Source organism: Burkholderia sp. L27(2015) (assembly GCF_009765705.1).
Classification (GTDB): Bacteria; Pseudomonadota; Gammaproteobacteria; order Burkholderiales; family Burkholderiaceae; genus LMUX01.
In genome coordinates this window covers 985,556-999,085 of sequence record NZ_LMUX01000016.1, presented here as the reverse complement: position 1 = coordinate 999,085, position 13,530 = coordinate 985,556, and the positions used below count along the sequence as shown (strand labels likewise).

Annotated in this window: 10 protein-coding genes and 1 tRNA gene; 6 read left to right on the top strand and 5 right to left on the bottom strand. The window is 59.1% G+C overall.

The features are described 5' to 3' along the window. Positions 1-184: 184 nt before the first annotated feature. The 3 genes from GSQ77_RS12445 to GSQ77_RS12435 form a co-directional block, all read right to left on the bottom strand. A complete protein-coding gene (locus tag GSQ77_RS12445) occupies positions 185-1,276 on the bottom strand; it encodes a YncE family protein (RefSeq protein WP_158902404.1) in 1,092 nt (363 codons plus the stop codon). Between the two features lie 118 nt (positions 1,277-1,394). Beyond that, positions 1,395-2,540 (bottom strand): porin, encoded by a 1,146-nt coding sequence (locus tag GSQ77_RS12440; RefSeq protein ID WP_158902402.1) that lies wholly within the window; start codon positions 2,538-2,540, stop codon positions 1,395-1,397. 606 nt (positions 2,541-3,146) lie between these two features. Then, the gene (locus tag GSQ77_RS12435; RefSeq protein WP_158902400.1) at positions 3,147-4,538 is read right to left on the bottom strand and encodes an ATP-binding protein; all 1,392 of its coding nucleotides are present in this window, start codon (positions 4,536-4,538) and stop codon (positions 3,147-3,149) included. A gap of 132 nt (positions 4,539-4,670) precedes the next feature. Here GSQ77_RS12435 and GSQ77_RS12430 point away from each other — a divergent pair, with 132 nt between their 5' ends. Further along, positions 4,671-4,937, top strand: coding sequence for a DUF4148 domain-containing protein (locus GSQ77_RS12430; protein ID WP_158902398.1), 267 nt, complete (start codon positions 4,671-4,673; stop codon positions 4,935-4,937). A 283-nt stretch (positions 4,938-5,220) separates the two neighbouring features. Here GSQ77_RS12430 and GSQ77_RS12425 read toward each other — a convergent pair whose 3' ends face one another. Both GSQ77_RS12425 and GSQ77_RS12420 read right to left on the bottom strand, forming a co-directional pair. Beyond that, positions 5,221-6,018 (bottom strand): substrate-binding domain-containing protein, encoded by a 798-nt coding sequence (locus GSQ77_RS12425; protein ID WP_158902396.1) that lies wholly within the window; start codon positions 6,016-6,018, stop codon positions 5,221-5,223. Positions 6,019-6,067: 49 nt separating this feature from the next. Next, positions 6,068-7,126, bottom strand: a complete 1,059-nt coding sequence (locus tag GSQ77_RS12420; protein WP_216854885.1) for an alpha/beta fold hydrolase — start codon at positions 7,124-7,126, stop codon at positions 6,068-6,070. A gap of 248 nt (positions 7,127-7,374) precedes the next feature. Between GSQ77_RS12420 and imuA the strand changes: the two genes are divergently transcribed. From imuA to GSQ77_RS12395, 5 genes are all read left to right on the top strand, one after another. Continuing rightward, entirely contained in the window at positions 7,375-8,082 is a 708-nt protein-coding gene (imuA, locus tag GSQ77_RS12415) for a translesion DNA synthesis-associated protein ImuA (protein WP_158902394.1), read from the top strand. Then, positions 8,012-9,526 (top strand): DNA polymerase Y family protein, encoded by a 1,515-nt coding sequence (locus GSQ77_RS12410; RefSeq protein ID WP_158902392.1) that lies wholly within the window; start codon positions 8,012-8,014, stop codon positions 9,524-9,526. The genes imuA and GSQ77_RS12410 overlap by 71 nt, the downstream gene beginning before the upstream one ends. 6 nt (positions 9,527-9,532) lie before the next feature. Then, a complete protein-coding gene (locus GSQ77_RS12405; protein ID WP_158902390.1) occupies positions 9,533-12,745 on the top strand; it encodes an error-prone DNA polymerase in 3,213 nt (1,070 codons plus the stop codon). Between the two features lie 121 nt (positions 12,746-12,866). Beyond that, the gene (locus GSQ77_RS12400) at positions 12,867-13,325 is read left to right on the top strand and encodes a PH domain-containing protein (RefSeq protein WP_158902388.1); all 459 of its coding nucleotides are present in this window, start codon (positions 12,867-12,869) and stop codon (positions 13,323-13,325) included. 54 nt (positions 13,326-13,379) lie between these two features. Further along, a tRNA-Met gene (locus GSQ77_RS12395) sits at positions 13,380-13,456 on the top strand. The last annotated feature ends 74 nt before the right edge of the window (positions 13,457-13,530 follow it).

Genomic DNA, 13,530 nt, shown 5'->3' with positions numbered 1-13,530 from the left:
CCAGACACATTGAGCGCCTCCATCCAGAGGGGGATAAAGGCCATTGTAAAGCGGGAAATGATCGAAGAAGTGTTGTCCTGCTACATCCTTTCGGGGCGAGTGGATGATCTGTTACGCGTGGGGGCCACCGACCTCCACGCGTTCGCTGGCTTCAGCCGCTAAAAGCGGCCGCAGCGCTACACGCTTATTGCGTGCTGTAGACGGCGATGCACCCGCCGCACGGACCACCCGTTTTCGGCAACGGTACAAATACGTGTCCGGTCGAATCGCTCGTAGCAACCGAATGCGCGTTACCTCCGGTCGGAATGCTCTGCAAGAGCGTGTTGGTCTTGGCGTCGATCACGCCCAGCACCGGACCATTGGGCATCTGCCGTCCAGTGATGTAGTACTGGCCATTTTTCGCGCTGTAAGCCACTTCGTCGGCGGCGCCCATATCGGGGATGGCAGCCACGACTGCGCCGCTATCGCCGTTGATCACCATGGTGACGGGTTTGAGCGGCGATTTCTTGCCGCCCGCGTTGCAGCCGATTATCAGGTTATGTCCCGGCCCACGCGCAAGCCCTGCGGGTTCGCAGTTCGATACCTTCATGACATGCGTGATTTCGCCCTTGACCGGATCGATCAGCGCGACGCCGCCCGTAGCCTTGTCACCTTTGAGCTCGGGAATCGACATCAGGAAAATGCCTTTGGGGGCGTAGTAGATCGACTGCTCGATGCCGTCAGTCGCGTCATTGATCACGATTTTCTTCAGAATCTTATGCCCCGGCTTGGTCGAGATCAGCGTGACGAACGGCGGATCGTCCGCATCGTTGGCGACCAGAAAGATCTGATGCTTGGGATCGTAGGCCATTTCGTCAGCGCGCTTGGTGCCGCCGGTCTTGATGGTATCGACGACCGTTTGAGTCTTGAGGTCGATGACCTTGACCGAACTGTCGCCATCCCCGGCCCACGCTTCATCGCCGATCACGAGCACACCGTTTGGGCCGGCCAGGTCGTTGTCCTTGTTGACGCCGACAAAACCGTGCACCTGGCCAACGACTTTCCCGCTCGTGCCGTCGACGATATCAACCGCGTTATTGCTACGATCGGCCAGGTAATACCGGTTTGTTTTCTGATCGACATAGCTGATGTCGAACGAATCGAGCGGTGTGCCCGGAATCTCCACCTTGGAAATCATCTTGAGTTCGGCCGCGCCGGCATGGGCCACCGGTAAGCAGAAAAATATGCTGGAAAATAAGCTGCCGAGCAGCGTGAGCGACTTGAGTTTGCGTGACATGGTCTCCATCCTTGTTTTGGAATTACTACCCGTGTTTTACGAGTGTTCGGGTCGGATACAACAGGGAAATCTCGCGCATGGCTGCGGCAATGGTTTCCACTATTTGCGTGCCAGTGCGTCAGAATTTGGTCGTCATGCCCAGCATGAAGGCCAACTGGTTGGGCGTGCTCGAGCTCGACGTCAGGTCGCCCACCGTGCCACCGGCGGCCACAATGCTGTTGCCGTCTTGACTGAAGGTGGTGCCCCGTGCGTGCGAGTAGCCGCCGATCGCGTAGAGCGTCGTGCGCTTGGACAGGAAGTATTCCGCGCCCGCGGCAACCGTGTGATACGTGGCCGACGATGCACCACTGGAGCGCGTATAGGTATAGCCGACATCCATCTGAATCGACGGCGTCATCAGGTAGGCGAGCGACGTCGCGCCGGTATTGAAGGTCTCTGTGCGGTTGAAGGCGGCGAACGCCGCACCCGGCTTCCATTGCGCATTGCTATAGCGCACGTTGGCCGTAAATTTGTCGAACACGTACTGAGCCGCGACTTGGCTGATCAAGCGCGACCCGGTAAATGCAACGCTGCCAAACAGTGGTGTGACCGAGTTGTTCTGGGTCTGGTCAGCCGTGCCGACTCCGCCGGCGCCATCGTTCTTGGCATAGACATAGCCCCCAGCCACGCTGAAATTGCCGTGGTTGTACGCCACGGCTGCGGAGGTGCTTTGCTGCGACGCTATACTGCCCGCAACACCGCCCAGGCCGTACATCAATTCATATTGCAGGCCGTTGTAGTCCGGGCTGGTGTACTTGGCCGCATTTTGCACACGGAACGTATTGTCGTTATTGTCGGCGTCGCCCGGCGTCGAAAATGCGGGGCCGTAGCCATCGGCCGTAAGCGGTTGAACCAAGTCCACCGTCGGATCCAGCATACGTCCGAACACGATCGTACCCAAGGATTCGCTTGCCAACCCCACGTATGCGTTTTTACCGAACTCGCGCCCACCTTGGCTGAATTTGCCGCTCTCAACGTTAAAACCGTTTTCGAGGTTGAAAATCGCGTGAAGACCTCCGCCCAGATCTTCCTTGCCTTTCAAGCCCCACTGGTTTGCCGTCAGATCCGCACCCTGCAGCTCGAGCAAAGAGGCATGCCCCACGTTGTTGTAATAGGCAATTGCATTGTCAAGCTCACCGTAAAGCGTAACGCTGCTTTGCGCTTGAGCCGATGAGGCTGCGGCTAGCGTAGCCAGGGTCAAGCTAGAAATCACCAGGCGTTTCATAAGTATCTCCGAATTATATTTATAAGGTCGAATACGGCCATCGCGAAGAGGGTAACCGTCGTTTATCAATTAATAATTTGTAGTCCTCATTTTTATGAATTGACCAGCCTGTTCATAATCCCGTTCAGGCACCCCGTGTAACACTCCGCCGCCCTTCCAGCCAGATACAGCGTTGCAAAACTACCGGAGGGGCTTTTGAACCGGGCCTTTGAACCGGGCTTTTGAACCGGGCTTTTGACCCGGGCTTTTGACCCGGGGCTTTTAACCTCCGGCCTTTCAAACCGACTCAAATGCAGGCTTCACGGCAATTTGCATATTGAATATCGTCCACATTCTTAAAGTCAGCATTCTTCAAGTCAACTGTCGACAATTTATTCGAGCACAAAAAAAACCGACGGAAACAATCCCTGCGACAGCACCACAATTAGAGATTTTCCGCGGCAAAGCGCCCGAACACGGTGCGCTTCATAGGTAGTATCCCTAGCCCGATGTTGCGGGCGCGGGGACTACCTGCCACCAAGAATAGCGCTGTGATTGCCGCTTTACATTAACGCTTGCTTAAGACAACGGTTTTGCAACACCCGCGGGTAGACCATACTTTCGGAATCAGTCGGATTGTTTCCAGCCGGTCAAGGTTACGGTTAGCCCGGCGACCTGCCTCGGCCCCTGCTCCTGCGCACTCTCTTGCGAACTTTCTCGCACACGTTCTCGATTGTGCAGTTGCAGGCTCACCTCATGGTGCTGCGCAATACGACGTGCGATCGCCAAGCCCAGCCCACTTCCCGTCGATGCCGAAGTCTGCTTGCCTCGATAGAATCGATCGAATACGCGCTCGAGTTCGGCCTCGGGGATGCCGGGCCCCTCATCGCGAACTTCGAGCACGATCGCGCCGTCTTGGCGGTTGAGCGTCACGTCCACCCGACTGTGCGCCTCGGCATAGCGCACCGCATTGTCGACGAGATTTCGCAGGCAGACGAACAATGCGGCACTATCGCCACACACACGGTAGTCGCCGGCACGGACAACCACCAAGCCCAGATCGATCCCCCTTTGCTCGGCCAATGGTGCATATTCCCCGACGACTTCCCCCGCCAGCGCTTCGAGATCCACCGGCGCCGGTGTCAGGCTCAGCCCGGCATCCGTGCGCGCCAGCGTCAATAGTTGCTGCACCAGGTGGATCATGCGATTCAGGCGTTCGTTGAGTTTGACGAGCAGCGCCGCTCGGGTGATTTCGCTGGATTCTCGTTGTGCCAACTGCAGTTGCAACTTCAGTGCGGTGAGCGGCGAGCGCAGCTCATGCGCGGCGTCGGCGACAAAAAGCCGTTGCGCCTGCATGGACGCAACCAGTTGATCGAGCAAAGTATTGAGCGCGCCCACCAGCGGTTGGATTTCCAATGGGACACCGCGGTCCAGCGCCACCGGCGCCAAACTATCCGGATTACGCGTACCGATGGCCGCAGCCAACATCTCCAGCGGGCGTAAGCTGCGGCCCACCACCAGCCAGATGAACAGTGCCACCAGCGGCAAACAGATAATGATCGGCAAGGCGATATTCACGGCCATGCGTGCTGCCATGTCATCGCGTACCGCGGTCGGATGAGCCACTTGAACGTAACGGTCGGGCTCGACCACGACGAACGCGCGCCAACGCCGTCCATAAGCGCGCGTGTTTTGTAACCCCGGTGCTTGAATACGGTCCAGCGCAAAGCGTTCCGAGGACTGGTAAAGAAGATGTCCCTGCCGATCCCAGATGGACACGATGATCTTGTCATCGGCCATGTCCTTGAAGCGCGGGCCCTTCGTGTTGGCCCGGACAGCGGAAATATCGGCGGGTAGGTTGACGGCGACCATCTGCAACTCATAGTCGAACAACTCATTGGCCTCACGCCGAACCCGCACATAAAGCGAGGCCCCCGCGATTACGACGGCGAGTATCAAGCCGCCTATCAGCCAGCGCAATAACTGTCGTCTGATCGATTTCGCGGCAGGTCGGGTCATAGGGCTAGGACTCCTCGTTCTTAACAAAATCGTAATGTCGACGTCAGCATCGTGACGGTAGCGGCACGCGACACTGTGCTCGTAGTTTGCAACGATTTAACGATTCGAAGCCTATTCTTTCTTGGAGTTGAAATGAAACCCTTACGCCCCCTCGCATTGGTTCTCGCCGCCGCGCTGAGCACGGTTCTTGTTACTCCGGCATTTGCGGATAGCGACTCAATGGACGCCGGTACCGGTGGCCTGACGCGTGCGCAAGTGCAAGCGCAACTGATCCAGGCGGAAGCTAGCGGCATCATTCCCGGGGATAAAAACGAATACCCGCTCGATCAATCGCAGATCGCTCGAAACAGGATGATTTACCAGGCAAGCCATCCCGCAGATACCACGCAGCCAGGCTGAATGCGCGGGCGTTTGCGAATTTCAAGCGCAGCGGGAAGCCCAGTGGTTGCAGGGCTTTAAGTCGCGTTGCGAACGTCACGGGCAGAACGGGGCTCGTGATAAAAAAAGATGGTGCATGACGCAATGCCAGCACCATCTAACTACGGCTTCTCGCTAAGACGTGAATATAAAATTACCTCTACAACAGCAACAGCACCAACCACAACGACAACAACTCCCTTATCGATTCGGACAGCGTACGCACCGGCATTCATTCATTGAATGACACCCGCGCGTACCGCGATCAAGAACCCGGATCGAAACCATTCGCTTTCAACGAAGCCCGCACCTGCGCACCCGTGACGTAGGCCCGGAATTTTTGCGCCAGGACTTGCGATGAGTCCTTGCTCGCTATCCCTGCCGCATAGATAGTCTTGAGTTGCAGGTTTTCCGGAATCGGGCCCACCAGCGTCACACCATGTACCGGCATGATCTCGCTGGTTTGCCCAATGCCCAGCGTCACCTCACCCTTGGCCATCGCTTCCATTGCCGTCTGACCTTCCGGATAATATTTGACCTTGGCACGAATCGCTTCGGTCACACCCAGGCGGTCCATGAGCTTGGCCAGATAAATTCCCGACGTGGCTCCGCTGGCCGGATCGGCCATACCGATCGACACCGCGCCAAGCAGCGTCTGTTTGAACGACGCTTCATCGCCGATGTTCGGTAATGGGTCACCCGTCTTCACGGCGGCTCCAATGCGTACCGAACCAACGTCTTTAATCGACGCCCCTTCCACGATCCCGCGTTTTGCCAGATCGCTCAGCAACGCGGGAGGAAGGATCACAACGTCAAAGCGATCCCCTGCCAGAACCTTCTCGCGTATCTGACCCGCCGTGCCGAATACAAAATGGACATGGGCTCCGGTCGCAGCAAAAAAACGATCCGGCACCTTCTGCACCACGCCTTTCATGGCCGCGGCCGAGAGCACCGTCAAATCGGCGGCATGAGCTGATGCCTGATCTGTTGCCTGAGCCGTTGCAAACGCGGGCCGAGTCAAAACCAGCATAAATGCGATTAAAAATCCCAACTTATGTTTCACGAGCGAGCTCCGTTCCTGTTCACGCTATTACGGCACTGATGCGATGATCTTAAGCACTACGCTGCGGCGGCATGGTGAAAAAAGCGTGCATCGCATGCCAGATGCGGTGACGATTAATCCCGAGTACCGCCACGTGAGCGACGCCCTTGATCATGCAGAACTCCTTGTCCTTATTGGGCAATTGGTTAAAGAAATCGAGCAGCTCCGCATCCGTCGCGTTGCCGTCGTGCTCGGCTCTCGTTATGCAGACCGAACACTGAATTTTTTTCGGATCGACCAGGGGCATGTGAATGGCCATGTCCAGGTAAGTGCCGTTGGGCGTGCGGTCGGTCAGCTTCAATTCGTAATCCCCCAATGCCTTGGGGACAGCCGGCTCGAATGTGGAAGGATCGTCGCGGCTAAAGATGGCATCGAAGCTCGCCTGCGACGAGGGCCGAAAATTGCTGGTTTGATAGCTCTGTACCTGGGCCCGTCTTTTCATGATTTCGGGGGCACCCTCGCCGGTATAGGTAAAGGCATCCAGCACCATGCGATCGATGCGCTCCGGCGCTTCCATCGCCAGCACACCGAGGCGAACCGAACCGCCCGACTGCCCATAGAACATGAACTTTTTCTGGCCGCTCACGCGTTCAACCACCGGCATGGCCGCCTTCAAATCCTCGACACCGGATCGGATATCCGAGTTGGAAGTGGTTTTGGACGACCGGCCGTAGTTCTCGTGGTCCATCGTCCATACGTCGAAACCGTAACCGGCGAATTCATCCATGAAAGAGTAATTCGGGTGACCCGGTACATCGAGATCGAAGCCGCCACGCCCCGAGAACGAGGATCCGTGCACGAGAAACAGCACGGGTTTGACAGCGCTTCCGCCCGTCATCCGTTTTCTGTAGAGGTAGAGGTTAACGTCGCCCTTTTTCGCCCAGTATTCCTCGGCGACTATCCCGTCTGAAGCCGCGCGGGCAATGGTAGGCACAGCGCCAACTCCGGTGGTGGCCGCGAGAACCATCGCCGTGCGCTGCATAAAGCCGCGCCGATTCACTGTACGTAAGTTAGAAACTGAAGCGGAACCTTCAACAACAGAACCTTCGACATCTCCCTGCTTGGCCATCTAATCTCCCTTGTCTGAAGCCCGCGCGAAAACCGCGATGAGCGTCAGAATTTTATTTATGTATTGAATATTGCCGACAATCTACATGCAGGCACGCTCTCAGTCAACTGTCAACAATTGATTTCTATATGGCGCAGCGACGTCTTGCGCTTATTTATCCTTATTTAGGATTCCACGGTGCAAAAAGGGGCAGTGCACAAACCCCAATTTAGAGATACGATACTGTACATCCATACAGTAATTGACCCATGCAAGCCCTGCCCGCACACGTTGAAGACATCCACCCCGCCTTATGGCGAGGGTCTCAGCTCGCGGCGAACTATGGCAAAACCGTGGATACGGGCTATGCCGCCCTATCCGCCGAATTGCCCGGCGGCGGCTGGCCGCTCGGCACACTCGTTGAATTGCTTGTCCAGCAGCCCGGCATCGGCGAGCTACGGCTGCTGCGGCCGGCCCTCGCGGCACTGAGCCAGCGCACCATCGCACTGGTGATGCCGCCACATCTCCCCAACGCGCTGGGCTTCGGGTATCTGGGTATTCCGGTCGAACAGCTCATGATGCTGCGCGCGCCCAAGAGTGCCGATGCGCTTTGGTGCGCGGAACAGATTTTGAAAGCCGGCAGTTGCGGAGCGCTCATTTTTTGGCAGCATCCTGTGCGCTCCGAATCGCTGCGCCGCTTGCACCTCGCAGCGCAATCTTCCGAAACCTTGTTTTTAATGGTGCGGCCGTTGACCTGCGCGTCCGATTCGTCGCCGGCAACGCTGCGGCTGGGCGTGAGGCCGGCAGGCGACGGAATTGTCGTCGACGTGGTGAAGCGTAAAGGCCCGATACGCACCGAAACGTTGGCGATCACATTGCAACCTTCACCGATCTTGTTGAGTCCGTATGGCCGTATTCGTCGGCATGCACCTGCCCCGTCTGTCGCTCGAAGTATTTCGCCCGCGCTGGTCACCTAGACCGGAGCATGGTTGCGTTGTACTGGAGAAAGACAAAGTCTTTATCGCGGACCCGATGGCACGCGAGGCCGGCGTGCGCGTGGGCATGAAGCGCGGTGGCGTGCTGACGCTGTCGCCGCACACCCTCATGCACGAGCGCGACCCACTGCGCGAAAACCTCATGCTGCGCGAGGTCGCTTTCGCGCTGATGCGGTTCTCGCCGATGGTGGCGTTGTGTGAGGAAGCCACCCTCGTGATGGACGTCACGGCAAGCTTGCGGCTCTTCGGCGGCATTGTCCGCGTGTGTCACCACATCCGTGAGGTCGTCGATGCGATCGGCGTGACGGCCCGCATGAGCACGGCGCCGACGGGGCAAGGCGCATGGCTGCTGGCAAAACAGCGAAGAACGGGGGGAACCGCGGCAGGAACGCAAACGGCGCAAACAGGGAGAAGGCAACGCGTTTTGAAAATGACATCGCTGGAGCGCACGCTCGGCGGCCTGCCTTTTCTGGCTGCGCCCGAAGTGCGCGCGTTCACGGACTGGTTCACCGGCCTCGGATGCAAAACGCTGAGCGACATTCGACGCTTGCCGCGCGCAGGCCTCAAAAGGCGCTGCGGCGTGGCCTTGCTCGATACACTGGACCGCGCCTACGGACTCGCGCCGGAACTCTATGAATGGCTCGCCGTGCCGCCCACCTTCAGTGCTCGCGTGGAGTTGCCCGACCGGGTCGAACATGCGGACGCGATTCTGTTCTGCGCACGCCGGCTTATCGTGCAACTGTGCGGCTGGCTCGGGGCGCAGCAACTTGCGTTGACTCATGCTTCGATCGCGCTGGAACACGAGCGCGGGCGCGCCGCCATTGCGCCGACTGTTATCGACCTGGCGTTGGCCGAGCCCACCTGGCGCGAAGACCATCTTGTGCGCTTGTTGAAGGAGCGGCTTGGGCGCACGGAGCTGACTGCCGCCGTAATCGCGGTCAGGCTGAGCGTGACCCAGGCGCAACCGGCGCAGCCTTCGACCGAAGCGCTGTTCCCGGAACCGGGCGGCTCGGCCGACGACCATAACCGGCTGCTGGAATTGCTGGTTGCGCGCCTGGGCGTCGACAACGTGCTTCGGCCCGCACCCAGGGCCGACCATCGCCCTGAGCACGCGAATCGCTGGGTGCCCATGCACGACCCACGCCGCGCCGAGGTGCCGCCGTCCGATCTGCCGCGTCCGACTTGGCTGCTCGAAAAGCCGCTGCCATTGATGATGAAGAGCAATCGTCCGTTTTACAGCTCGCCGTTGAAACTGGTATCGACCGGCGAAAGGATAGAAGGAGGATGGTTCGATGGCGCGTCGGCCAGCCGCGATTATTTTGTCGCACAGGCAAGCGACCAGAGCTGCTATTGGATTTTCCGGGAGCGCCCGAGCAGCGCCGATGCCGACGACACGCGCTGGTTTCTTCACGGCCTATTTGGATGACGAATCGTGGATACGACGTTCTCCATGCTGCCCGCGTATGCGGAGCTTTTTGCGCTTTCCAATTTCAGCTTTCTCCAGGGTGCATCGCGTGGAGAAGAGCTGGTCGCGCGCGCCAAGCAACTCGGCTATGCGGGCCTGGCGATTACCGACGAGTGCTCGCTGGCCGGCGTCGTGCGCGCGCATGTGCAGGCCAAGAAAGAGGAACTGCCGCTGATCATCGGCTCGTACTTCCAGTTGGTGCATGCGGACAAGACACCGGCATTCGGTTTGATTCTTCTGGCGCAAAACCGAGAAGGCTACGGAAACTTGTGCGAGCTCGTGACGCTCGCGCGTATGCGCGCACAGAAAGGCGCTTACCTGCTCACGCCGCATGACCTCTCCCGCCCCGAGGCCGAATATGCGCACCTGCGCGGCATGCCGGACTGCCTCGCCATTCTTGCGCCCGATTTTCCGGCGCATGAAGAAAAACTGGATGCGCAACTGGAGTGGCTGGATGCGACCTTTCCCGCTCGGGCCTGGGTCGGACTGACCTTGCATCAGCGCGCGCTCGACGACATTCATCGCGGCGTCGTCGAACGTGTCGCCGTGCGCCACGCCGTGCCGGTGGTCGCGACCGGCAAGGTCGTGATGCATGTGCGTTCGCGCAAACCGTTGCACGACACGATGACGGCAATCCGCATCGGCCGGCCGATCGCGGAATGCGGCTATGCACTGGCGCCCAATGCCGAGCAGCACTTGCGCTCGCGCTTGCGGCTCACCAATCTGTATCCGGAATACACGCTGAGCGAGACCTTGAACGTGCTCAAGCGCTGCACGTTTTCGCTCGATGAGCTGAAATACGAATACCCCGATGAATTGGTTCCCGAAGGCTATACCCACGCGCAGTATCTGCGTCAGGAAACGTACGTCGGGGCCCATCGCCGGTTCCCCACCGGCATCCCGCACAAGATCCAGGCACAGATCGAACACGAGCTCGACCTCATCGAGGAGATGGAATACGACGCCTACTTCTTGACGGTGTACGACATCGTCCGATATGCACGCAGCCAGCAGATTCTCTGCCAGGGACGCGGCTCCGCAGCCAACTCGGCCGTTTGCTACTGCCTGGGCGTGACGGAAGTCGACCCCGAACGCGGCAACATGCTCTTCGAGCGCTTTATCAGCAAGGAACGCGGCGAGCCACCCGATATCGATGTCGACTTCGAGCACCAGCGACGCGAAGAAGTGATCCAATACATTTACCGCAAATATGGGCGCGACCGGGCCGCCATTGCCGCGGCAATCTCGACCTATCGACCGCGCGGCGCATTGCGCGAAACCGGCAAGGCGCTGGGCGTAGACGCGCAAATCGTCGACCGCGTGGCCAAGTCGCATCATTGGTTCGATAACAGTCATGACCTGCTCCAGCGCTTCGCCGACTCGGGGCTGGATCCGGACACACCGCTGATCAAAAGCTGGGCGTCGCTGGCGGCGCAATTGCTGAATTTTCCGCGACATTTGTCCCAGCACTCGGGCGGCTTCGTTATCAGCCGCGGCAAGCTCACACGGCTGGTACCGGTGGAAAACGCCGCGATGGTGGAGCGCAGCGTCATCCAGTGGGACAAGGATGATCTGGAGGCGCTGGGGCTGTTGAAGATCGACGTGCTCGCGCTCGGCATGCTATCGGTCATTCGTCGCGCCCTCGACATTGTTTCGGAGCAGCGCGGCGAGCGGTTCGAGATGCAGGACATTCCCGCGGAAGATCCCGCCACCTACGCGATGATTTCGCAGGCGGACACCATAGGCGTGTTCCAGATCGAGTCGCGCGCGCAGATGTCGATGCTGCCGCGGTTGCGGCCCCAGACCTTTTACGACCTCGTGATCGAAGTCGCTATCGTGCGCCCTGGCCCAATTCAAGGCGGCGCCGTGCACCCTTACCTGCGCCGGCGGCAGCGCATTGAGCCGGTCAGCTATCCGCAAGAGGCGTTGAAGGTGGCTCTGGAGCGCACGCTGGGCGTGCCGATTTTCCAGGAACAGGTCATGCAGATCGCCATGATCGCCGCGGGCTTCAGCGCCGGTGAGGCCGATGAGCTCAGGCGCGCCATGGCGGCATGGAAGCGCAAAGGCGGCCTGGAAAAATATTACGACCGTATCGTCGACGGCATGACCGCGCGCGGCTATGAAAAACAGTTTGCCGAGGCGATCTTCGAGCAGATCAAGGGGTTTGGCGAATACGGTTTTCCGGAGAGCCATGCGGCCAGTTTCGCCTTGCTGGTCTATGCGAGCAGTTGGCTCAAACGACATGAGCCGGCGGCGTTTTTAATGGCATTGCTCAATAGCCAGCCGATGGGCTTTTATTCGCCATCGCAGCTCGTGCAGGACGCCAAGCGTCATGGCGTGGAGGTCTTGCCGGCGGATGTGACGATCAGCGGTTGGGATTCGGCTCTGGAGCCTCTAAAGCGCGACGGGTGCGATGGACGAAATGGGCGCGACGGATGCGGCGAATCCGATAAATGCGAGGAATGCGGCAGCCCACCCGCTGTGCGCCTTGGTCTTTCGCTGTTGCGCGGCATGCGCGACGGGTCCGCTGAGCGCATCGAGACGGCCAGGGCCGTGCGCCCGTTTGACAGCGTCGGCGACCTGGCGCTGCGCGCCCAGTTGGACCGGCACGACTTGCAGGTGCTGGCTGCCGCCAATGCCTTGTCGTCGCTGGCGGGCAACCGGCGCGAAGCGCTCTGGCAATCGCTAGCCGCGGTTCCCGACAGGGACATGCTCGCGGCGGCCCAACTGGGCGACGACACGCCCACGTTGGGCACACCGTGCGAGGCCGACGAAATCATCAGCGACTACCGGTCAACCGGTTTGACGCTGGGGCGGCACCCGCTGGAACTACTACGCCCCCAGTTACTTGCGCGGCGCTTGATGCCGGCGTCCATGTTGCGTGCTTTTCGCGATGGTCAGTTGGCGCGCGGATGCGGTCTCGTTACCGTGCGTCAACGGCCTGGCACCGCAAAAGGCGTGATGTTCGTGACGCTCGAGGACGAAACCGGCAACGTGAATGTGATCGTGTGGCCCAGTCTGCTGGAGAAACAGCGCCGCGAAGCGCTAGGGTCGACTTTGCTGGCGGTGTTCGGCACTTGGCAATGCCAGGGTGAGGTCAGGCACCTGGTCGCGCAGCGGCTTGTCGATATGTCGCACCTGCTGGGGCGGCTGCCGGCGGTCAGTCGGGATTTCTTCTGATAGTCGGGTCGGTTTATTGCTATATTGACTACATGGCTCGACGAAGCCGACGTGCTAGCCCTGCTCCGATTACCGCCGGGCTGACACCGAATGTATATATCCTGCAATGAGGCAAAACAAGATGTCTAAACATCTGATTTTCGATGGCGCGCCTTCGCAAGTCATTAATCTTCCTGCGTTATTGAAAGCAGGCGCTGTCATCGTGCTCATTGGCGCGATACATCTTTACGCGTCGAAAAGCTTTGCGCTCAACTGGTTTGTCTTGCTTATACAAGCGGTTGCCGTCATGGCGGGCGCCGTGTTGCCCTTTATCAAAACCGCGTTCACCGAAATCGTCATCGATACGGAACGGATTATCTGGCGCCAGGGCGTCTTCAAAAGCCGCGCTTCGAGCCTGGAACTGTCCGCGATCCGCAGCATCACCTGTATCCAGCCGTGGTGGCAGCGCTTGTTCGGCACCGCGTCGCTGATCATCATGACCAGCGATCCAGCTCACCCACAGCGCCGCCTGCCTGGCATCAGAGGGGCGGAACAGCTGCGACTAGCGCTTGAAGATGCGATGCTGGCTCTGCGGAAATAAGGTAATTGTAAAGTTTAGATTGCTCCGATTCGCTTAAGCGATTACACTCCCGTCCGCGGGGTGGAGCAGTCTGGCAGCTCGTCGGGCTCATAACCCGAAGGTCATAGGTTCAAATCCTATCCCCGCAACCAATACGCAAGCCCGCAAAGCGAAAGCCTAGCGGGCTTTTCGTTTTGCGGGTGCTCTGCCGTCAACGGAACGGCTT

Excerpts from the sequence above, each read along its gene's own strand:
- GSQ77_RS12445 (WP_158902404.1), bottom strand. The coding sequence starts at position 1,276 with ATGTCACGCAAACTCAAGTCGCTCACGCTGCTCGGCAGCTTATTTTCC.
- GSQ77_RS12440 (WP_158902402.1), bottom strand. The coding sequence starts at position 2,540 with ATGAAACGCCTGGTGATTTCTAGCTTGACCCTGGCTACGCTAGCCGCA.
- GSQ77_RS12435 (WP_158902400.1), bottom strand. The coding sequence starts at position 4,538 with ATGACCCGACCTGCCGCGAAATCGATCAGACGACAGTTATTGCGCTGG.
- GSQ77_RS12430 (WP_158902398.1), top strand. The coding sequence starts at position 4,671 with ATGAAACCCTTACGCCCCCTCGCATTGGTTCTCGCCGCCGCGCTGAGC.
- GSQ77_RS12420 (WP_216854885.1), bottom strand. The coding sequence starts at position 7,126 with ATGGCCAAGCAGGGAGATGTCGAAGGTTCTGTTGTTGAAGGTTCCGCT.
- imuA (WP_158902394.1), top strand. The coding sequence starts at position 7,375 with ATGCAAGCCCTGCCCGCACACGTTGAAGACATCCACCCCGCCTTATGG.
- GSQ77_RS12410 (WP_158902392.1), top strand. The coding sequence starts at position 8,012 with ATGGCCGTATTCGTCGGCATGCACCTGCCCCGTCTGTCGCTCGAAGTA.
- GSQ77_RS12400 (WP_158902388.1), top strand. The coding sequence starts at position 12,867 with ATGTCTAAACATCTGATTTTCGATGGCGCGCCTTCGCAAGTCATTAAT.